Below are 19,124 nucleotides of genomic sequence, written 5' to 3' on the forward strand. Positions count from 1 at the left end.
GGTGGCGCTTCCCGGGCGGCGCCCGCCGGTTCGCGGGAGGATGCGGGCATGACCGAGGTGTCGAACTGGCGCGAGATGGTCGACTGGTCGGTGGGCCTGCTGCGGCGCAGCACCGGGGAGGGCGTGCCGGAGTGGAACCGCCGGGTGCTGGAGTCGGGCATCGACACCGAGCTGGAGCTGCGGACCTGGCTGCGTGAGCGCGAGGTCACCGGCTACGCGCAGCTCCTGCTGGTCATGGAGCGGTTCGGCTACCCCGAGTTCATGACCGCCTCGTCGAACGAGCTGGTCGACCGCCAGTACGCGGACCGGCCCGAGCTGCGGCCCATCCTGGACCGGCTCCTCGCGGAGGCCGCGCTGCTCGGCCCGATGCACGTCCAGGCACGCCAGACCTACGTGGCGCTGGTGTCGCCGCGCCGCACGTTCGCCATCGTCAAGGCCACCACCCGCACCCGCGTCGACCTGGGGCTGCGGCTGGTCGGTCGCGGACCGGGCGGGAAGCTGGAGGGCGCGACCGCGCTGGGCAACGACACCATCACGGTGCGGGTGCCGATCGCCAGCGCGGACGACGTCGACGACGAGACCGTCGGCTGGTTGCGCGCCGCCTACACCGGCAACCGGTAGGGGCTCTTTCAGCCGTGCAGGTCGCGGTACGTGGCGGCGGCGCCGGGGTGCAGCGGCAGGCCGGTCGTGCCGATGAGGCTGCGCACGTCCAGGAACTGCGTGCCCAGCGCCTGCGCGGGCACCAGCGCCGCCGCGCGCGACACCAGGGTGCGGGTCACCGACGCGGCGACCGCGTCCGGCAGGGAAGCCCGGCACACCAGCAGGTTCGCCACCCCGACCGTCGGCACCTCGCGGGTCGAGCCGTACACGCCTGCGGGGACGGGCACCTGCTCGTAGACCGAGCCGTGGGCCCGGCGCAGCCCGCTCAGCAGCTCGTCCAGCGGCAGCAACCGGATCGCGGGCAGCCGGGTCAGGACCGGCGTCGGCACGCCGCCCGACCACAGCAACGCGTCGATCCGGCCGTCCGCCAACGCCCGCGCGGCCTCCGCGAGCCGCAGGTGCTCGACCCGGACGCGGGTGAGCCCGGCGATGGCGAGCATCCGCTCGCCCGACAACGACGCGCCGGAACCCGCCGCGCCCAGGGAGATCGTGCGGCCGGCGAGGTCCGTCAGGCGTCGGGCCGGGTCGTCGGAGCGCACCACCAGTTGCAGGTAGTTCTCGTACACCCGGCCCAGGGCGCGCAGTTCCGGCGCGGGGTCCGCGCGGGCCGCCGCGTCGGCGAGGGTGAGCGCGACCTCCGCGCCGCCGGACGACAGCAGCTCCAGGTTCGCGAGGCTGCCCTGCGTCTCCACCACCCGCGCGCCCAGCTCGGGCGCGAGCTGACCGACGAGGAGGGTGGCGAAGTCGTAGTAGATGCCGCCGTTCTCGCCCGCGGCCACGCGCAGCTCGCCGGCCGGGTCGCTCGCACCGCACCCGGCGGCCAGCAGGCCGAGCAGGAACACCCGCCGCTTCACGGCGTCGGCGTGGCCGGGTTGTCCGACCGGGGACGCCTGCCGGCCCGGGGCGTCGGTGCGGCCGAGCGGCGGCTTCACAGCGCCGGCTCCAGCGGCAGCACGACCCGCGCCACCAGACCGTCCTCGGCGGACAGTTCGAGCACGCCGCCGTGCGCCCGCACCAGCCGATCGGCGATGGCGAGACCGAGCCCGGTGCCCGGCCGGTCGGACCGGCCGCGCCAGAACCGCGACGTGGCCAGGGCGAGTTCCGCCGCGGTCAGGCCGGGCCCGGAGTCCGCCACCCGCACCCAACCGACCCCCGCCGCCCGGTCCGCGCCCACGGTCACCCGCACCTCGCCGCCGCCGTGCTTGAGCGCGTTGTCCAGCAACACGTCCAGCACCTGCGCCAGTTCCGACTCCGGGCACCGCACCAGCACCGCGAGGACGGGCGCGGCGGGCGGCGGCACCTGCCAGAAGTCCGCCCGGTCCGCCGCCACCGCGCCCGCGTCGGACAGCTCCGGCTCGCGCCCGCCCGCCGCGACCTCGGTCGCCGTGCTCTCCGCCGTCGCCAGCGCCAACAGCCCGTCCAGCAACGATTCCAGCCGCTCGATCTCCGCCACGCCCGCCTCGTAGGCACGCACGCCACCGGGCGCCACCTGACCACCCAACGTGTCCATGCGCAGCCGCAACGCCGCCATCGGGTTGCGCAGCTGGTGCGACGCGTCCGCGATGAGCCGCCGCTGCTGGTCGGCCGCCTCGGTCACGGCGTCGGACATCCGGTTGAACGACTCCGACAGCTCCCGCAGCTCCGGCGGGCCGCTGCGTTCCGGCACGTGCGCGCGCCGCTCGCCCGCCGCCACCGCCCGCACCCCGACCGCCAGGTCCGCCAGCGGTTTCAGCAGCCACCGCGCCACCGCGAGCACCAGCAGCACCGAACCGACCCCGGCGGCCAGCGCGCCGCCGAGCACCCACAGCCAGCGCCACGCGACGTCCCGCGCCGCGTGGTCCACCGACGCGCGCAGAACCACCGCGCCCGCCACCCGCGTCCCGGTGCCGACCGGGCGCGCGAACACCACCGTGCCGGACGACCACGGCACCACCGTCGGCACCGGCGGCACGGGTTGGTTGCGCAGCGCGGCGTCCAGCACGTCCGCCAACGCCGGGTCGTCCGCGGCGATACCGGCCTGCGCCACCGGCTGCCGCCGGGCGTCGACCACGGCCACCGGCTCGTCGTACAGGGCGACGTACGCCGCCACCTCGTCCACCAGCGCCGCGCTGTCCCCGGTCGTCCGCGCCTGCTGGGCGAGCGCGGCGAACCGGTCCAGGTCGGCCGTGCGGTCGAACACGAACCGCTGCGTCCTCTCGGCGGCCGTCGCGGACAGCAGCGGCACCGCGAACGCCGTCACCGCGGCGGCCGAGAACAGCAGCAGCACGAGCAGCAGCCGCCGGCGCACTCAGGCACCGAGCCGGTAGCCGAAACCGCGGATCGTCGTCACCAGGCCGGGCCGGTCGAGCTTCGCGCGCAGCCCGGCGAGGTGCACGTCCAGCGACCGCGACACCGCCAGGTACGCGTCGCCCCACACCTCGTCCATCAGCTGCTGCCTGCTCACCGCCGTGCCCACCCGACCCGCCAGCGCCGCCAGCACGTCGAACTCCTTGGTGGTGAGCGGCACCGGCCGGCCGCCCGCGGTGACCCGGCGGGCGCCCAGGTCGATCTCCACGTCCGCCACCCGCACCAGCCGCTCGGCGGGTCCGACCCGCGCGGCACGGCGCGCGACGGCGTCCATGCGGGCCAGCAGCTCGCCCAGCCGCACCGGTTTCACCAGGTAGTCGTCCGCGCCCAGGCGCAGCCCGCGCACCGTGGACCGCTCGTCGCCACGCGCGGTCAGCACCAGCACGGGGGTCTGCGCGACCTTGCGGATCTTGCGCAGCACCTCCAGCCCGTCCGCGTCGGGCAGCCCGAGGTCGAGCAGCAGCAGGTCGAAGTCGCGGTGGTGGCGCAGCGCGTCCGCGCCCCGGCCGACCCGCCGCGGGCGGTGGCCGTGCGCCTCCAACGCCTCCACCAGAGCGTTGGCGACCCCGTCGTCGTCCTCCACCAGCAGGACCCGCACAGCCGGCTCCTTCCCCGAGTGGTAGCGGCGATTATGGCGCGCGCGGTGTAGACAGTGCTGGTGAACTTCGACGACCGCCTGCCGGCGGCGCAGTTGGACGAGGCCAGCGAGGCGTTGGAGCAGTTGGCGGGCGTCCTCGCCGGCGAGCAACCACTGCCCGACGTGTTGCAGCAGTTGGCGGAATCCGCCTCCCGGGTCATTTTGGACGCGGAGAACGTGTCCGTCACCGTCATCGACGCCGAGGGCGCCTCCACCGTCGCCGCGACCGACAAGAAGGTCGTGGAGATCGACGCCGACCAGTACGAGGCCGGGCAGGGGCCGTGCCTGGAGGCCGTGCGGACGCAGCGCCCGGTGCGGGCGGCGGTCGGGCACGCGCGGACGCGGTGGCCGGAGTTCGCGGCGGCGGCCGAGCGGGTCGGCGTCCGGGCGTACCTCTCCGCGCCGCTGGTGGTGGAGGGTGACGTGCTGGGCTCGCTCAACCTCTACAGCTCGGTCGAGGCGGCGTTCGACCCGTTCGACGAGGCGTTGCTGAGGCTGTTCACGACCGCCGCGTCCACGTCCATCACGGGGTTCCGCCGGTACGAGCGGACCCGCGGGCTGGTGGCGGGCCTGGAGCGGGCGTTGGAGTCGCGGGCCGAGATCGACCAGGCGAAGGGCGTGCTGATGGCGGCGCACGGGGTCGACGCGACCGAAGCGTTCCGCCGGCTGGTGGAGGAGTCGCAGACCCACAACACCAAGCTGCGGGTGGTCGCGCGCAACCTGCTCGACTCGGTGCGCAGACCCGGGCCGGTGCCGTAGGAGCTGTCCTCGAAGCCGGAACACGCCCCGCGCCGACCCTCCCGCCCGCGGGAGCGGTCAGCGGGGCGCTAATTTTCAGGCAGGCTTCCTGAAAGTTTCGTGGCCCGGCGCGCCGCCGCCGGGCCGCCGGAGACGCGAGGCCGCAGCCTCCGGGATCACCCCGGCCGGAGCGGGTAGGACGGTGGTCGGGCGTTATCTTTCAGGCAGGCTTCCTGAAAGTTTCGCGGGGCGGCGGCCTCCGGACCGCCCCAGTTGGTACGGGAGCCGGTGGTGGGGGCGGGGCGCTAATTATCAGGCAGGCTTCCTGAAAGTTTCGTGAGGCCGCAGCTCCCAGGAGCCGCCCCCGCCAGCGCGGGAAAGGCGATCGCCATCTTTGAGGACAGGCCCTAGACCGGCTCGACGTACAGCCAGCGGCCGTTCTCGCGGACGAACCGGCTGTGCTCCCGCAGCTCGTCACGCCTGCCGCGCCACCGGTAGATCGCGCGGAACTCCACCGTGCCGGTCGTGTGGAACAGGCCGCCGTCGGTGCGGTCCAGCACCTCCAGCCGCAGCCAGCGCTGGTCCGGGTCCAGGTCGAGGGTCGCGGGCCGGGTCGACGGGTGCCAGGTCGCCAGCAGGTAGTCGGCCTCGCCGAGCGCGAACGCCGAGTAGCGGGAGCGCATCAACGCCTCGGCGGTGGCCGCGGTGCGCCGCCCGGAGTGGCACGCCCCGCAGCACTCCTCGTACGGCTCGCCCAGGCCGCACGGGCAGGCGGTCATCGCCATCACTCGTCGACGTCGCACGCCGTGCGGTCGGACCGGTTCCAGCGCAGCCACCGCAGGGCGGCCTCCGCCTCCCGGTCACCCGCCGCCGCGGCGGCGGCCAGGTCGGCGTGCGCCTGGTACCGCTCCTCGGGTGCGGCTTCCGGGTTGGTCAGCAGGGCCACGGCCGACTCGGTGTCCACGCGACCAGGATAGGGGGCGGCTAGCCTGCCGGCATGAGCGACAACCACGCCGTCGTGATCACCACCACCGACAGCGAAGCCGCCGCCGACGCGCTGGCACGCGCCGTCGTGGACGCCCGCCTGGCCGCCTGCGTGCAGATCAGCGCGCCCGTGCGCAGCGTGTACCGCTGGGAGGGCGAGGTGCGGTCCGAGTCGGAGTGGCAGCTGTGGATCAAAACCGCCTACGACCGGTTGGACGAGCTGACCGGGTTCATCCGGGAGCACCACACCTACGACACCCCCGAGGTGCTGGCGCTGCCGGTGCTCGCGGGCAGTTCCGACTACCTCGCCTGGATCACCGAGCAGACGCGCTGAGGCCACTGCCGGCGCGCCGCGCGGCAGGAGATAGCCTCCCACCGCATCAACCAGCGGCGATGGGAGCACGGCGTGTCGAGGTCCGTACTGGTCACGGGCGGGAACCGGGGGATCGGCCTGGCGATCGCGCGGGCGTTCGCCGCGCAGGGCGACAAGGTCGCGGTCACCCACCGCGGCTCCGGCGCGCCGGACGGCCTGCTCGGCGTGAAGTGCGACGTCACGTCGGCCACCGCGGTGGACGCGGCGTTCACCGAGGTCGAGGCCGCCCACGGGCCGGTGGAGGTGCTGATCGCGAACGCGGGCATCACCGACGACACCCTGCTGCTGCGGATGACCGACGAGCAGTTCACCCGTGTCGTGGACGCCAACCTGACCGGCGCATTCCGGGTCGCCCAGCGCGCGTCGAGGGGGATGCTGCGCAAGCGGTACGGCCGGATCGTGTTCATCTCCTCCGTGGTCGGCCTGCTCGGCGGCGCGGGCCAGGTGAACTACGCGGCCAGCAAGGCGGGCCTGGTGGGCGTGGCCCGCTCGATCGCCCGTGAGCTGGGCACCCGGAACATCACCGCGAACGTCGTCGCGCCCGGCTTCATCACCACCGACATGACCGACGCGCTGCCCGAGGAGCGCCGCAAGCAGATCCTCGCGCAGGTGCCCGCCGGCCGGTACGGCACCACCGACGAGATCGCCGCCGCCGTCACCTTCCTGGCCTCCGACGCCGCCGCCTACATCACCGGCGCGGTGCTGCCGGTCGACGGCGGCCTCGGCATGGGTCACTGAACCAACCACAACAACTCGCTCGGAGGAAACACACGTGACGGGTCTGCTCGAAGGCAAGCGACTGCTGGTCACCGGTGTGATCACGGACGCCTCGATGGCGTTCCACGTGGCCAAGGTCGCCCAGGAGCAGGGCGCGCAGGTCGTGCTCACCGGCTACGGCCGGCTGAGCCTGGTGGAGCGCATCGCGAAGCGGCTGCCGCAGCCCGCCCCCGTGGTGGAGCTGGACGTGCAGAACCAGGAGCACCTGGACACGCTCGCCGACCGCGTGCGCGAGCACGTCGACGGCCTGGACGGCGTCGTGCACGCGATCGGCTTCGCGCCGCCCTCGTGCCTGGGCGCGCCGTTCATGGACGCGCCGTGGGAGGACGTCGCCACGGCCATGCACGTCTCCGCCTACTCGTACAAGGCGCTGGTGCAGGCCACGCTGCCGCTGCTGGGTCGCGGCTCGTCCGTGGTCGGCCTGGACTTCGACGCCCGCCAGGCGTGGCCCGCCTACAACTGGATGGGCCCGGCGAAGGCGGCGTTCGAGTCCATCAACCGGTACCTGGCGCGTGACCTGGGCCCGCAGGGCATCCGGGTGAACCTGGTCTCGGCCGGACCGGTCCGCACCATGGCCGCCAAGTCCATCCCGGGTTTCAAGGACCTGGAGGCCATGTGGGGCGAGAAGGCGCCGCTCGGCTGGGACGTGGACGACGCGGTGCCGGTCGCCAAGTCGGTGTGCGGCCTGCTGTCCGACTGGTTCCCGGCCACCACCGGCTCCATGGTGTTCGTCGACGGCGGCGTGCACTTCCTGGGGCTCTGACCACCCCACCGGGTCGGCGTGCGGTCGATCACGCCGACCCGGTTGTGCGGTCCCGGGAGGACGGCGCGAGGATGTCCGGGTGAGTTACGACGCGCTGCTCTGGCTGTCCTTCGGGGGACCGGAAGGACCCGAAGACGTACGACCCTTCCTGGAGAACGTGACCCGCGGGCGAGGTGTGCCGCCCGAACGCCTGGACGAGGTCGAGCAGCACTACCAGCACTTCGGCGGCGTCTCGCCGATCAACGCGCTCAACCGCGCCGCCATCGAGGCCGTGACCGGGCTGGTCGACCTGCCGGTGTACTTCGGCAACCGGAACTGGCACCCCATGGTCGAGGACACCCTGGCCGAGATGAAGGCGGCCGGTGTGCGGCGCGCGCTGGTGTTCCCGACCAGCGCGTACGGCGGCTACTCCGCGTGCCGCCAGTACGACGAGGACATCCTGCGGGCCCGCGCGGCGGTGCCGGACGCGCCCGAGCTGGTGAAGCTGCGCCAGTTCTTCGACCACCCGCTGTTCGTGGCGTCGTTCGCGGACGCCGTGCGCTCCGCCGCCGCCGGGTTCACCGACTACCGCCTGGTCTTCACGGCCCACTCGGTGCCGGTGTCGGCGGACCGGGCCGCCGGGCCGCCCGAGGAGGGCGGCCACCGGTACTCCCGCCAGGTCGCGGAGGCGTCCCGCCTGGTCGCGGAGGCGGTCGGCGCGGTCGAGTACGACGTGGTGTGGCAGTCCCGGTCCGGTCCGCCGGAGATCCCGTGGCTGGAGCCCGACGTCGTCGACCACATCGACGTCCTGCACGGCAAGGGCGTGGCGAACGTCGTGCTGTGCCCGATCGGGTTCGTGTCCGACCACCTGGAGGTGGTGTGGGACCTGGACACCGAGGCCCGGGACCGGGCGGTCGAGCTGGGCATGGGCTTCGCGCGGGCGGCCACGCCGAACGGCGACCCGCGGTTCGCGCGGATGGTCGCCGAGCTGGTCGCCGAGCACACGGCGGGCGCCCAGCCGCGCAAGCTGTCCGCGTTCCCGGCCGCCGGGTGCACGGTGAACGGCGCGCTGTGCGCACCGCTGTGCTGCGAACCCGCGAAGCGACCGGTGCGGTGAGCGTCGACTTCAGCTGGTCGCCCCGGTCCGGTGACTGGGGCGACGCGCTGCGGACGGCCGTGCCGCTGTTCCGGTGGGCGCCGTGGTTCGGCCTGGTGCTGGGCGGGTTCGGCGTGGTCGTGTTGTTCCTCGGCATGACGTGGGCCGGCGTGTTCGGCATCGCGTTGGGTGTGATCATCATCGCGTTGGTGCCGGTGGGCACGGCGGTGAACTTCCACAACCACCCGCTCGCCGCGAAGACCGTGACCGGGACGGCGGACGAGCACTCGCTGCGCATGGCGGTCGGCGACGCCGCGCGCAGCGAACTGGCCTGGGCCGAGCTGCCGAGCTGGTCGGAGACGCCGCGGGTGTTCGTGCTGCGGACGGCGACCAGCGCGATGTACGCGGTGCCGCACCGGGCGTTCCAGGGCGCTGATGACGTCGACCGGTTCCGCTCGCTGCTGGTGGCGCGGGTCGGACCGGCCGCCTGAATCCACGCCGGCCCGCGTAACCTTCGATCGTGTCCTGTGCGAGTGCGACGCTGGTCGTGTGGACGTCGGCCTGGCTGCATGGTGCAGCCGCGGCCGACGACGTCCTCGACGCCCTGGGGTTCTGGGCCGAGCAGCACGAGGTGGTGGCCGACGACGACGGCACGGCCACCGCGCTCGACCTGCCCGGTCCCGACGAGCGGCCGGTCGGGTCGGCCCTCCTGCTGGCGGCGTTGCGGCGGGCGGACGCCGCGACCGCGCGGCTGGTGCTGCCCGTGCCCGGTGACGTCCGCGGGTTGGGCGGGCGCGGGCCGTTGAGCCAGTACGCGTTGCGCGCGGGTCAGGCGGCGGTGCTGCCGGAGGTCGGCGTCGGGCTGGTGCCGAAGCTGGTGGCGGACGGCGTGCTGCGGTGGACGGTGTTCGACCTGCCGGGCGCGGCGGTGGCCGAGCACGTGCCGATCGGGGAGGCCGAGCACGGTCTCGCGTCGGCCATGCGCGAGGCGGCGACGGCGCTGGTGACGCTGGACGTGGCGCGGCACCGGCCCAACGTGCGCGCGGAGATCGCCGAGCTGTCCGCGGAGCACTCGAAGCTCGCCTGGCCGCCGGGTATGCCGCCCCGCGCGTTGCGCGTGTTGCAGCGGGCCGCGGAGGTGGCGGCGATCCTGGCCGTGGCGGCGTCGGACGCCCCGGGAGGCGCCATGTCGGCCTCCGCCCAGGCCGCCCGCGACGAAGCCCTCCGCCCGCTCTCGGAAGCCGTGCGGCGCGCCCGCCTGGCGGCCGTGGACGAGGCCGTGCGCGTCCTGTCCGACCAGGCCGCGGGCCGCCACTAGGGCCTGCCCTCGAAGCCGGAGCGCGACCGGGACCGCCCCCGCCGGCGCGGGACAGGACGGCGGCCGGGCAGGCCACTAATTTTCAGGCAGGCTCCCTGAAAGTTTCGCTCGGCTCCGCGCCCGCCATCCGGGCCGCAGCTCCCCGGGAGCCGGCGGCGGCCTGCCCGCTCGTCCGCCGAACCGCGTTCCTGGAGTCGCTCCACGTCGACCGACGCGCGGTACTTGCGTAACTTCGGAGTGGTGACCTCTGTACTCCCCACGACGGTGGGCGAACTGCGGGCGGCCGGGTACGCGCCGCGCGGTGTGAAGGCGGAACTGCGGGAGAACCTGCTGGCCGCGCTGCGTGCGGGGCGGGACCCGTGGCCCGGCATCGTCGGCTTCGAGCGAACCGTGTTGCCGCAGTTGGAGCGCGCGATCCTGGCCGGGCACGACGTGGTGCTGCTCGGCGAGCGCGGCCAGGGCAAGACCCGGCTGCTGCGTACCCTGGTCGGCCTCCTGGACGAGTGGACGCCGGTCATCGCGGGCGCGGAGCTGAACGAGCACCCACTGGACCCGATCACCCCGGAGTCGAAGCGCCGCGCCGCCGAGTCGGGCGACGACCTGCCGGTGGCGTGGCGGCACCGGGACGAGCGGTTCGCGGAGAAGCTCGCCACCCCCGACACCAGCGTCGGCGACCTGGTCGGCGACGTCGACCCGGTGAAGGTGGCGCAGGGCCGCAGCCTCGGCGACCCGGAGACCATCCACTACGGGCTGCTGCCACGCAGCCACCGGGGCATCATCGCCGTCAACGAGCTGCCCGACCTGGCCGAGCGCATCCAGGTGTCGCTGCTGAACGTGATGGAGGAGCGCGACATCCAGATCCGCGGCTACACCCTCCGGCTGCCGCTGGACGTGCTGCTGGTGGCGACCGCGAACCCCGAGGACTACACCAACCGCGGCCGGATCATCACGCCGCTCAAGGACCGGTTCGGGGCGGAGATCCGCACCCACTACCCGTTGGCGGTGGCGGCCGAGGTGGCGCTGGTCCGGCAGGAGGCGGACCTGGTGGCGGAGGTGGGCGACCACCTGCTGGAGGTGATCGCGCGGTTCGTGCGGCACCTGCGCGAGTCGTCGTCGATCGACCAGCGCTCCGGTGTGTCGGCGCGGTTCGCGGTGGCGGCGGCGGAGACGGTGGCCGCGTCGGCGTTGCGCCGCTCGGCGCTGGTCGGTGAGAGCCCGGCGGTGGCGCGGCCGGTGGACCTGGACTCGGTGCCGGACGTGTTGCGCGGCAAGCTGGAGTTCGAGGCGGGCGAGGAGGGTCGCGAGCGGGAGGTGTTGACGCACCTGCTGCGCCGGGCCGTGGCGGACGCGGCGCGGTCGCTGTTCGCGGGCCTGGACCTGCGCCCGTTGGTGGAACTGGTGTCCGACGGGCACCCGGTGGCGACCGGCGAGCGGGTGCCGGCGGCCGAGGTGCTGGCGGCGTTGCCGGAGCTGCCCGTCCTGCACGAGGTGGCGGCCCGCGCCGGTGCCGGCCCGAAGGACCCGGCGGGCCGGATCGCGTCCGCGGTGGAACTCGCGCTGGAATCCCTCTACCTGAACCGTTTGCTCGCCAAGGACAACGACGACGACCGGGCGGTCTACGGGTGAGCACCTACCGGTACGGCCGCTACGTCGACGGCCCCGACCCCCTCGCGCCGCCCGCCGACCTGAGGGCGGCGATGGACGAGCTGGGTCGCGAGGTCATGGAGGGCGCTTCGCCCGAGTCGGCGCTGCGGGAGCTGTTGCGGCGCGGCCTGCCGGGCACGCGCGGCCTGGACGACCTGACGGCCCGGCTGTGGCAGCGGCGGGCCGCGATCGGCAGGCGGCACCGGTTGGACGGCACGCTCCAGGAGGTCCGGCGACTGCTGGACGAGGCGGTCGAGGCGGAGCGCGCCGCGTTGTTCCCCGACCCGGACGACGACGCCCGGTTCCGGGAGGCGCTGCTCGACGCGTTGCCGCCGGGCACGGCGGCGGCCGTGCGGGAGCTGGCCGAGTACGACTGGCGCTCGCCGCAGGCCCGCGAGTCCTACGAGCGGATCCAGCAGCTGCTCGGGCAGGAGCTGCTGGACCAGCGCTTCCAGGGCATGAAGCAGGCGATGAGCAACGTCAGCCAGGCCGACGTGCGACGCATCCAGGACATGTTGCGGGACCTCAACTCCCTGCTCGCCGCCCATGCGCGGGGTGAGGACACGACGCAGGCGTTCCAGGACTTCATGCGTGCGCACGGCGAGTTCTTCCCGGAGGACCCGCGTGACGTCGAGGAGTTGGTCGACGCGCTCGCGGCGCGTTCCGCGGCGGCGCAACGGGTGTTGAACTCGATGACCGAGGAGCAGCGGCAAGAGCTGGGTGCGTTGTCGCAGCAGGCGTTCGGTGATTCCGGCATCGGCGCGCAACTGTCCACTTTGGACGACTTGTTGCAGGGCCTGCGGCCGGGTGAGGACTGGACCGGCTCGGCGCGGTTCCGGGGTGACCGGCCGCTGGGGCTGGGCGAGGGCGCGCGGGCCATGGCGGACCTCGCCGAGCTGGACGCGCTCGCCGAGCAGTTGGCCCAGTCCTACCCCGGTGCGCGCCTGGAGGACATCGACGTCGAGGCGCTGACGCGTCAGCTCGGCGCGGACGCGGGTGTGGACGCGCGTCGCCTGGCCGAGCTGGAACGCGAGCTGCGGCAGCAGAACCTGCTCGAACGCGCGCCGGACGGTTCGCTGCGGTTGACCCCGAAGGCGTTGCGGCGCTTGGGGGAGACGGCGTTGCGGGGCGTGCTCGACGGCGTCCGCGAGCAGGGCAGGCGTGACGACACGCGGGCGGGCGCCGCCGGCGAGCTGGTGGGCAGCACCCGGCCGTGGCGGTTCGGCGACACGGAGCCGTGGCACGTGCCGCGCACGGTGACCAACGCCGTGCTGCGGTCGGGGACCACGCGGTTGGACGTGTCCGACGTCGAGGTCAGCGAGACCGAGCAACGTTCCCGGGCCGCCGTGGCGTTGTGCGTCGACACGTCGTGGTCCATGGTGCAGGACGGCCGTTGGGTGCCGATGAAGCGCACCGCGTTGGCGCTGCACCACTTGGTGCGCACCAGGTTCCGCACGGACGCGTTGGAGCTGATCACGTTCGGCAGGCACGCGGAGACGGTGGACATCGGGCAGCTCACCGCGTTGGAAGGGGTGTGGGAGCAGGGCACCAACCTGCACCACGCCCTGCTGCTGGCGGGCAGGCACCTGCGTCGGCACCCGGACGCGCAGCCCGTGGTGCTGGTGGTGACCGACGGCGAGCCGACCGCGCACCTGGAACCGGACGGCGAGGCGGAGTTCAACTACCCGCCGCTGCCGCGGACCCTCGCCAAGACCATCGCCGAGGTCGAGGGCATCGCGAAGCTGGGTGCGTCCGTCACGGTGTTCCGGCTGGGCGACGACCCGCGGCTGGCGCGGTTCGTGGACCTGGTGGCCCGGCGCAGCGGCGGTCGCGTCGTCGCGCCGGACGAGGACGGGTTGGGCGCGGCGGTGGTGAGCGACTACCTGAGGTCGCGCCGGCGGCGTTAGTCGGGTTTGTTGTTGCGGTCGGTGGGTGCGAGCGCGGTCTCCGTGGCGTCGTCCGGCGGGACGTTGCGCTTGCCCGGCCGTGCCATCGAGAAGTGCGATTCGTCGCGCATCCGTTCCACCATGTGCGGGTAGTGCAGCTCGAACGCGGGGCGCTCGGAGCGGATGCGGGGCAGTTCGGTGAAGTTGTGCCGGGGCGGTGGGCTGGAGGTGGCCCACTCCAGGGAGTTGCCGAAGCCCCACGGGTCGTCGCGGTCGGCGGGGTCGCCGTAGCGGTAGCTGCGGAAGACGTTCCACACGAACGGCAGCACCGACGCGCCGAGCAGGAAGGCCCCGATGGTGGAAATGGTGTTGAGCAGGGTGAAGCCGTCGGTCGGCAGGTAGTCCGCGTACCGGCGCGGCATTCCCGCGTTGCCCAGCCAGTGCTGGATCAGGAACGTCAGGTGGAAGCCGAGGAACGTAGTCCAGAAGTGCAGCTTGCCGAGCGGTTCGTTCAGCATCCGCCCGGTCATCTTGGGGAACCAGAAGTAGATGCCCGCGTAGGTGGCGAACACGATGGTGCCGAACAGCACGTAGTGGAAGTGGGCGACCACGAAGTACGTGTCGGTGACGTGGAAGTCCAGCGGCGGGGAGGCGAGGATGATGCCGGTCAACCCGCCGAGCAGGAACGTGATCAGGAAGCCGATGCTGAACAGCATGGGCGACTCGAACGTGAGCTGCCCCTTCCACATGGTGCCGATCCAGTTGAAGAACTTGATGCCCGTCGGCACCGCGATCAGGAACGTCATCAGCGAGAAGAACGGCAGCAGCACCGCGCCGGTCGCGAACATGTGGTGTGCCCACACCGCCACGGACAGGGCGGCGATCGCGAACGTCGCGAACACCAGGCCCTTGTAGCCGAACAGCGGTTTCCGGCTGAACACCGGGAAGATCTCGCTCACGATGCCGAAGAACGGCAACGCCACGATGTACACCTCGGGGTGGCCGAAGAACCAGAACAGGTGCTGCCACAGGATCACGCCGCCGTTGGCGGGGTCGAACACGTGGGCCCCGAGGTGCCGGTCCGCGGCGAGACCCAGCAGGGCGGCGGTCAGGATCGGGAACGCGATGAGGATCAGCAGGCTGGTGACGAAGATGTTCCAGGTGAAGATCGGCATCCGGAACATGGTCATGCCGGGGCCGCGCAGGCAGCACACCGTCGTCACCATGTTCACGCCGCCGAGGATCGTCCCGAGGCCGCTCACCGTCAGGCCCATGATCCACAGGTCGGCGCCCGCGCCGGGGGAGTGGATGACGCTGGACAGCGGCGTGTAGGCGGTCCACCCGAAGTCCGCCGCGCCACCGGGTGTCACGAAGCCGAGCACCGCGGTGATGCCGCCGAAGAGGTACAGCCAGTAGGAGAACGCGTTGAGCCGGGGGAACGCCACGTCCGGCGCGCCGATCTGGAGCGGTAGGACGAAGTTGGCGAAGCCGAAGAGGATCGGGGTCGCGTACAGCAGCAGCATGATCGTGCCGTGCATGGTGAACAGCTGGTTGTACTGCTCGGTGGAGAGGAATTGCAGGCCCGGCCGGCCCAGCTCGGCGCGGATCAGCAACGCCATCAGGCCGCCGATCATGAAGAACGCGATCGACGTCGACAGGTAGAGCATCCCGATCTTCTTCGGGTCCGTCGTCTTCAGCAGGTCGAGCAACACCGCGCCCTTGGATCGGCGTCGAGCCGCTCCCGGGTGGGTGATCACGGGTTCCGGCTTGAGCGCGGTCATGACCGCCCGCCTCCCTGGTAGCGACGACGTGGGCCAACCCACATGCTCCTCCGGGACCGGTGGGGCGGCAATCGCTGCGGAGCCCGCCGTCCGGGCCGTTACGTGCGGTGACTCGCCGCGAACGACCGCGGAATCCGTTCCACCCGACCATTTCCCAGGTCGCGGGCCGGTGCCGGCCACGCGCGCAGCGGCCCCCGGGTTCCCCGCCGGCGGTGACGGCCGGTCCCCCGATCACGCTCCGCACTCGCCGGCCGCCGACAACAACTATCAGGCAGGCTTCCTGATAGTTACGTAACTATCAGGAAGCCTGCCTGATAGTTCCAGCCGCTGGTCCCAGCCGCCCAGGGGCAGGTTTCTTTCAGGGAGCCTGCCTGATAGTTCCCGCCGACACGCCAAACCCAACACGCCCACCCACCCGAGCCTCCGGCCGCACGCGCGCCCCGCAGGCCCCATGGGGCCGATGTGCACCGGGCGACGCCGCGCGCCGAGCCTGCTGGGCCTCGCGTTCCGCGGCACCGATATCCCGCGGCCCGCCGCCGCGCGCCGACCCTGCCGGATCCCGCGTTCCGCGGCACCAGCACCCGCGGCCCGCCGGCATTGCGACCCCGCGACCCTGCCGCGACCCCCACACCGAGCCTGCCGCGACCCCGCAGCACCGCTGCGCGCCGACATCGCCGCGACCCCGCCAGGCACCGGCACCCCGCGACCCCGCTGGCCACCGATGCCTTCGAGCACCGACACCGCCGGGCACCGCGACACCGGCGGGACTACGTCCACCGGGCACGCGTGTCCCGCCAGGCGGACGGGGCCTTGGGGACGCGAGTTAGGGTCGGGGACATGCAGACCTGGTCTTCCACCCCTGTCCCGCGGGTAGCGGGCGAGCCGCGGCCGCTGCGGCTGTACGACACGTCGACCGGCGAGGTGCGCCCCACGGCCCCCGGTGACACCGCCAGGCTGTACGTCTGCGGCATCACGCCCTACGACGCGACCCACCTGGGTCACGCCGCCACCTACCTCGCGTTCGACCTGGTCCACCGGGTGTGGCTGGACAACGGCCACCAGGTGCACTACGTCCAGAACGTCACGGACGTGGACGACCCCCTGCTGGAACGCGCCGAACGCGACCACGACGACTGGGTGGTGCTCGGGATGCGCGAGACCGCCCTGTTCCGGGAGGACATGGTCGCCCTCCGGGTGCTGCCTCCCCGCGAGTACGTGGGCGCGGTGGAGTCCGTGCCCGAGGTCGTGGAGGCCGTCGCGAAGCTGCTCGCCGACGGCGCCGCCTACCGGGTGGACGACCCGGAGCACCCGGACGTGTACTTCGACCACACCGCGACCGGCCGGTTCGGCTACGAGTCCAACTACGACCAGGACACCATGAACCGGTTCTTCGCCGAGCGCGGCGGCGACCCGGACCGGCCCGGCAAGCGTCACCCGCTGGACGCCCTGCTGTGGCGCGCGGCGCGTCCCGGCGAACCCTCGTGGCCGTCCGAACTGGGCCCCGGCCGACCGGGCTGGCACATCGAGTGCAGCGCCATCGCCCTCAACCGCCTCGGCGCGGGCTTCGACGTGCAGGGCGGCGGCTCGGACCTGGTGTTCCCGCACCACGAGTTCAGCGCCGCGCACGCCGAGGCGCTGACCGGCGAGCACCCGTTCGCCCGGCACTACGTGCACGCGGGCATGATCGGCCTGGACGGCGAGAAGATGTCGAAGTCCCGGGGCAACCTGGTCTTCGTGTCCAAGCTGCGCGCGTTGCACGTCGACCCGGGCGCGATCCGCCTGGCGTTGTTCGCGGGCCACTACCGCGCGGACCGCGCGTGGACCGACGACCTGCTCGCACAGGCCCAGGACCGCCTGGACCGGTGGCGGCAGGCGGCCCGGTTGGAGACCGGACCGTGTGCCGAGCAGACCGTGGCCCGGTTGCGCGACCACCTGGGCAACGACCTGGACACGCCCAAGGCGCTGGCCGCCCTGGACGCGTGGGCCGACCAGGCGCTCACCACCGGCGGCGACGTCGCCGCCGCGCCGGCGTTGTTCCGCGACGCCGTGGACGCCCTGCTCGGCGTCGAGCTGTAGACCCCGGGGCGGGGCCGCCCGCGAACGGACGGCCCCGCTCGGGTCACGCGTCGAGCGTCCAGCTGTCGATGCGACCGGTGTCCATGTAGGCCGCGTCGCGCACGCGCAGCTTCCACTGACCCGCGGCCTGCTTCGCCGAGGCGTCCACAGTGAAGGTCTTGCTGATGTTGTCGGCGCTGCCGCCTGTCCGGTTGTGCAGGTTGTAGACGGTGCCGTCCGGCGCCACCAGGTCGACGACCAGGTCGGCGATGTAGGTGTGGACGATGTTCACCGTCACCTGCGTGGTGGCCGACGCGGCGCCCGTGCAGTCCAGCGTGATCGGGCTGTTCACGTCGCTGTTGTCGCCGATCGCCACGTCGGTGTCGTTGGTGACCGCGTCGCAGCCGCCGGGCGACTTGACCGTCCACGTGAACGTGACACTGGCCTTCTTGCCCGCCGCGTCGGTGACGGTCGCGGTCACGGTGTAGGTGCCCGCGGTGGTCGGCGCGCCGGTCACCTGGCCGGACGCGCTACCGGTCAGGCCGGTCGGGAGACCCGTGAACGAGAACGTGTACGGCGGGGTGCCCTCGGTGGCGCTGACGGTGAGGTTGACCGCCTGGCCCACGTTCGTGCTCTGGTTGCCCGGGTTGGTGATCTTCGGGTCGGTCGGCTGCGGGGTGTTCTCGATGAACAGCAGCTTGTTCGGCGACCCGGTGCCGGGGTTGCTGATCTTGCCGTTGGTGGCGGCGTTCACCAGCGCGGTCTCCACCTGGGCCGGGGTGGCCGAGGGGTTCGCCGACACGTAGATCGCCGCGGCGCCCGCCACGTGCGGGGACGCCATCGAGGTGCCGCTGATGGTGTTGGTCGCGCTGTCGCTGGAGTGCCAGGTGGACGTGATGTCCTGGCCCGGGGCGAAGATGTCGGTGCAGGTGCCCCAGTTCGAGAACGACGCCTTCTGGTCGGAGCGGTTCGACGCGTTGGTGCTGATCGCCTCCCGCACGCGGGCCGGCGAGTAGTTGCACGCGGTCTTGTTGTCGTTGCCGGACGCGACGGCGAAGGTGATGCCCGCCGCGACCGCACCGCGCACCGCGGTGTCGGTGGCGCTGTCCGCGGGGCCGCCGAGGCTCATGTTGCCGACGGCCGGCTTCACGGCGTTGCGGGCGACCCAGTTGACGCCGTTGACCACGCTGGACGAGCTGCCGGAGCCCTGGCAGTCCAGCACCTTGACCGCGACCAGCTTGACTTCCTTGGCCACGCCGTAGGAACGGCTGCCGACGGTGCCCGCGACGTGCGTGCCGTGGCCGTGGCAGTCGGTGTTGTTGCTGTCGATGGTGTTGGTGCCCCAGGTGGCGCGACCGCCGAACTCCTGGTGCGAGGTCCGGATGCCGGTGTCGACCACGTACGCCCGCACGTTGCTCGCGGTGTTCGGGTACGTGTAGCTGTTGTCCAGCGGCAGGTTCGGCTGGTCGATGCGGTCCAGGCCCCACGACGGCGGGTTGGTCTGGGTGCCCTCGACCTGGATCTTCAGGTCGGCCTGGACGAAGTCGACGCGCGGGTCGGCCGCGATGCGGCGGGCCTGCTGCGCCGTGAGCTGGGCGTGGAAGCCGTTCAACGCGTCCTGCCAGGTCGCGCGGACCTGGCCGCCGTACCTGGTGACGAGCGAGTCCGCGGCCGACGCGGACAGGGCTCTGGGCGAGGCCGAGTCGCGCAGGGCGACGATGTAGGACCCGGCGATCGCGTCCGGGCTGTCGGCGCTGAGCACCTGGCCCTCCGCGGCGGCCACACCGGCGTTGCCGAACGCCAGCGCGGCGGCCGACACCGCGGCCAGGCCGAGCACGGCCGTCCTTCTGATCAATCGGGTGTCTCCCATGACAGGGTGCTCCCTTTTCGGGACAGGGTCGCCCGGTCGTGCCGCCGGGGATGTGGCGGACGACGGGCGTGCAGGGATATGTGGACGTTCGCGCGAACGGGTGGTGCCGACCTGGTCACATGCATGGTCGGGACAAAAACACCCGACGAGTAGCGCCGTTGGGCGTAATCCGGCGCACCGTACGGCGTCGCGCCGGCGAAACCGCTGGTTAACAATG

General features: G+C 72.8%; 18 protein-coding genes. 11 read left to right on the forward strand and 7 right to left on the reverse strand.

Going from position 1 to position 19,124, the window contains the following annotated elements:
* Nucleotides 1-48 precede the first annotated feature (48 nt).
* The gene (locus KZQ38_RS10705; protein WP_219440726.1) at nucleotides 49-621 is read left to right on the forward strand and encodes a DUF5655 domain-containing protein; all 573 of its coding nucleotides are present in this window, start codon (nucleotides 49-51) and stop codon (nucleotides 619-621) included.
* An 8-nt stretch (nucleotides 622-629) separates the two neighbouring features.
* On the opposite strand, the gene KZQ38_RS10710 is transcribed toward KZQ38_RS10705, so the two are convergent.
* The 3 genes from KZQ38_RS10710 to KZQ38_RS10720 form a co-directional block, all read right to left on the reverse strand.
* The gene (locus tag KZQ38_RS10710; RefSeq protein WP_219441786.1) at nucleotides 630-1,514 is read right to left on the reverse strand and encodes a TAXI family TRAP transporter solute-binding subunit; all 885 of its coding nucleotides are present in this window, start codon (nucleotides 1,512-1,514) and stop codon (nucleotides 630-632) included.
* A 74-nt stretch (nucleotides 1,515-1,588) separates the two neighbouring features.
* Complete coding sequence (locus KZQ38_RS10715; RefSeq protein WP_219440727.1) at nucleotides 1,589-2,947, reverse strand: sensor histidine kinase; 1,359 nt, start codon at nucleotides 2,945-2,947, stop codon at nucleotides 1,589-1,591.
* Entirely contained in the window at nucleotides 2,948-3,604 is a 657-nt protein-coding gene (locus KZQ38_RS10720; RefSeq protein WP_219440729.1) for a response regulator transcription factor, read from the reverse strand.
* A 60-nt stretch (nucleotides 3,605-3,664) separates the two neighbouring features.
* Between KZQ38_RS10720 and KZQ38_RS10725 the strand changes: the two genes are divergently transcribed.
* A complete protein-coding gene (locus KZQ38_RS10725; RefSeq protein ID WP_308258342.1) occupies nucleotides 3,665-4,402 on the forward strand; it encodes an ANTAR domain-containing response regulator in 738 nt (245 codons plus the stop codon).
* A 386-nt stretch (nucleotides 4,403-4,788) separates the two neighbouring features.
* On the opposite strand, the gene KZQ38_RS10730 is transcribed toward KZQ38_RS10725, so the two are convergent.
* Together KZQ38_RS10730 and KZQ38_RS10735 are read right to left on the reverse strand one after the other, a co-directional pair.
* Nucleotides 4,789-5,166 (reverse strand): YchJ family protein, encoded by a 378-nt coding sequence (locus tag KZQ38_RS10730; protein WP_372452223.1) that lies wholly within the window; start codon nucleotides 5,164-5,166, stop codon nucleotides 4,789-4,791.
* Nucleotides 5,166-5,345: a hypothetical protein gene (locus tag KZQ38_RS10735; protein ID WP_219440735.1), complete on the reverse strand. Its 180-nt coding sequence runs from the start codon at nucleotides 5,343-5,345 to the stop codon at nucleotides 5,166-5,168. The genes KZQ38_RS10730 and KZQ38_RS10735 overlap by 1 nt, the downstream gene beginning before the upstream one ends.
* A 33-nt stretch (nucleotides 5,346-5,378) precedes the next feature.
* On the opposite strand from KZQ38_RS10735, the gene cutA reads away from it, so the two are divergent.
* The 8 genes from cutA to KZQ38_RS10775 all read left to right on the forward strand — a co-directional run bounded on the left by cutA (nucleotide 5,379) and on the right by KZQ38_RS10775 (nucleotide 13,222).
* Nucleotides 5,379-5,699: a divalent-cation tolerance protein CutA gene (cutA, locus tag KZQ38_RS10740; protein WP_219440737.1), complete on the forward strand. Its 321-nt coding sequence runs from the start codon at nucleotides 5,379-5,381 to the stop codon at nucleotides 5,697-5,699.
* A 72-nt stretch (nucleotides 5,700-5,771) separates the two neighbouring features.
* A complete protein-coding gene (gene fabG, locus KZQ38_RS10745; protein ID WP_219440739.1) occupies nucleotides 5,772-6,476 on the forward strand; it encodes a beta-ketoacyl-ACP reductase in 705 nt (234 codons plus the stop codon).
* A gap of 34 nt (nucleotides 6,477-6,510) precedes the next feature.
* Nucleotides 6,511-7,278: an enoyl-ACP reductase FabI gene (gene fabI, locus KZQ38_RS10750; protein WP_219440741.1), complete on the forward strand. Its 768-nt coding sequence runs from the start codon at nucleotides 6,511-6,513 to the stop codon at nucleotides 7,276-7,278.
* Nucleotides 7,279-7,357: 79 nt separating this feature from the next.
* Nucleotides 7,358-8,374, forward strand: coding sequence for a ferrochelatase (locus tag KZQ38_RS10755; RefSeq protein WP_219440743.1), 1,017 nt, complete (start codon nucleotides 7,358-7,360; stop codon nucleotides 8,372-8,374).
* On the forward strand, nucleotides 8,371-8,844 hold the full coding sequence (locus KZQ38_RS36995; protein ID WP_219440745.1) for a YcxB family protein: 474 nt from the start codon (nucleotides 8,371-8,373) through the stop codon (nucleotides 8,842-8,844). The genes KZQ38_RS10755 and KZQ38_RS36995 overlap by 4 nt, the downstream gene beginning before the upstream one ends.
* A 29-nt stretch (nucleotides 8,845-8,873) precedes the next feature.
* Complete coding sequence (locus KZQ38_RS10765; RefSeq protein ID WP_219440747.1) at nucleotides 8,874-9,671, forward strand: Rv1486c family protein; 798 nt, start codon at nucleotides 8,874-8,876, stop codon at nucleotides 9,669-9,671.
* A gap of 240 nt (nucleotides 9,672-9,911) precedes the next feature.
* Nucleotides 9,912-11,297: a sigma 54-interacting transcriptional regulator gene (locus KZQ38_RS10770; RefSeq protein WP_219440749.1), complete on the forward strand. Its 1,386-nt coding sequence runs from the start codon at nucleotides 9,912-9,914 to the stop codon at nucleotides 11,295-11,297.
* The gene (locus KZQ38_RS10775; RefSeq protein ID WP_219440751.1) at nucleotides 11,294-13,222 is read left to right on the forward strand and encodes a vWA domain-containing protein; all 1,929 of its coding nucleotides are present in this window, start codon (nucleotides 11,294-11,296) and stop codon (nucleotides 13,220-13,222) included. The genes KZQ38_RS10770 and KZQ38_RS10775 overlap by 4 nt, the downstream gene beginning before the upstream one ends.
* Here the strand turns inward: KZQ38_RS10775 and ctaD are convergent.
* Entirely contained in the window at nucleotides 13,219-14,982 is a 1,764-nt protein-coding gene (ctaD, locus tag KZQ38_RS10780; RefSeq protein WP_219440753.1) for an aa3-type cytochrome oxidase subunit I, read from the reverse strand. The two genes, KZQ38_RS10775 and ctaD, sit on opposite strands and share 4 nt — an antisense overlap.
* 837 nt (nucleotides 14,983-15,819) lie before the next feature.
* On the opposite strand from ctaD, the gene mshC reads away from it, so the two are divergent.
* Nucleotides 15,820-17,058 carry a cysteine--1-D-myo-inosityl 2-amino-2-deoxy-alpha-D-glucopyranoside ligase gene (gene mshC / locus KZQ38_RS10785; protein ID WP_219440755.1) on the forward strand — a complete coding sequence of 413 codons (1,239 nt, stop codon included), beginning with the start codon at nucleotides 15,820-15,822 and terminating at the stop codon, nucleotides 17,056-17,058.
* A gap of 43 nt (nucleotides 17,059-17,101) precedes the next feature.
* Here the strand turns inward: mshC and KZQ38_RS10790 are convergent, their stop codons facing one another.
* Nucleotides 17,102-18,907: a S8 family peptidase gene (locus tag KZQ38_RS10790; RefSeq protein ID WP_219440757.1), complete on the reverse strand. Its 1,806-nt coding sequence runs from the start codon at nucleotides 18,905-18,907 to the stop codon at nucleotides 17,102-17,104.
* Nucleotides 18,908-19,124: the final 217 nt, after the last annotated feature.

Source organism: Saccharothrix obliqua (genome assembly GCF_019375475.1).
Taxonomy (GTDB): domain Bacteria; phylum Actinomycetota; class Actinomycetes; order Mycobacteriales; family Pseudonocardiaceae; genus Actinosynnema; species Actinosynnema obliqua.

Excerpts from the sequence above, each read along its gene's own strand:
- KZQ38_RS10705 (WP_219440726.1), top strand. The coding sequence starts at position 49 with ATGACCGAGGTGTCGAACTGGCGCGAGATGGTCGACTGGTCGGTGGGC.
- KZQ38_RS10730 (WP_372452223.1), bottom strand. The coding sequence starts at position 5,166 with ATGGCGATGACCGCCTGCCCGTGCGGCCTGGGCGAGCCGTACGAGGAG.
- cutA (WP_219440737.1), top strand. The coding sequence starts at position 5,379 with ATGAGCGACAACCACGCCGTCGTGATCACCACCACCGACAGCGAAGCC.
- ctaD (WP_219440753.1), bottom strand. The coding sequence starts at position 14,982 with ATGACCGCGCTCAAGCCGGAACCCGTGATCACCCACCCGGGAGCGGCT.
- mshC (WP_219440755.1), top strand. The coding sequence starts at position 15,820 with ATGCAGACCTGGTCTTCCACCCCTGTCCCGCGGGTAGCGGGCGAGCCG.
- KZQ38_RS10790 (WP_219440757.1), bottom strand. The coding sequence starts at position 18,907 with ATGGGAGACACCCGATTGATCAGAAGGACGGCCGTGCTCGGCCTGGCC.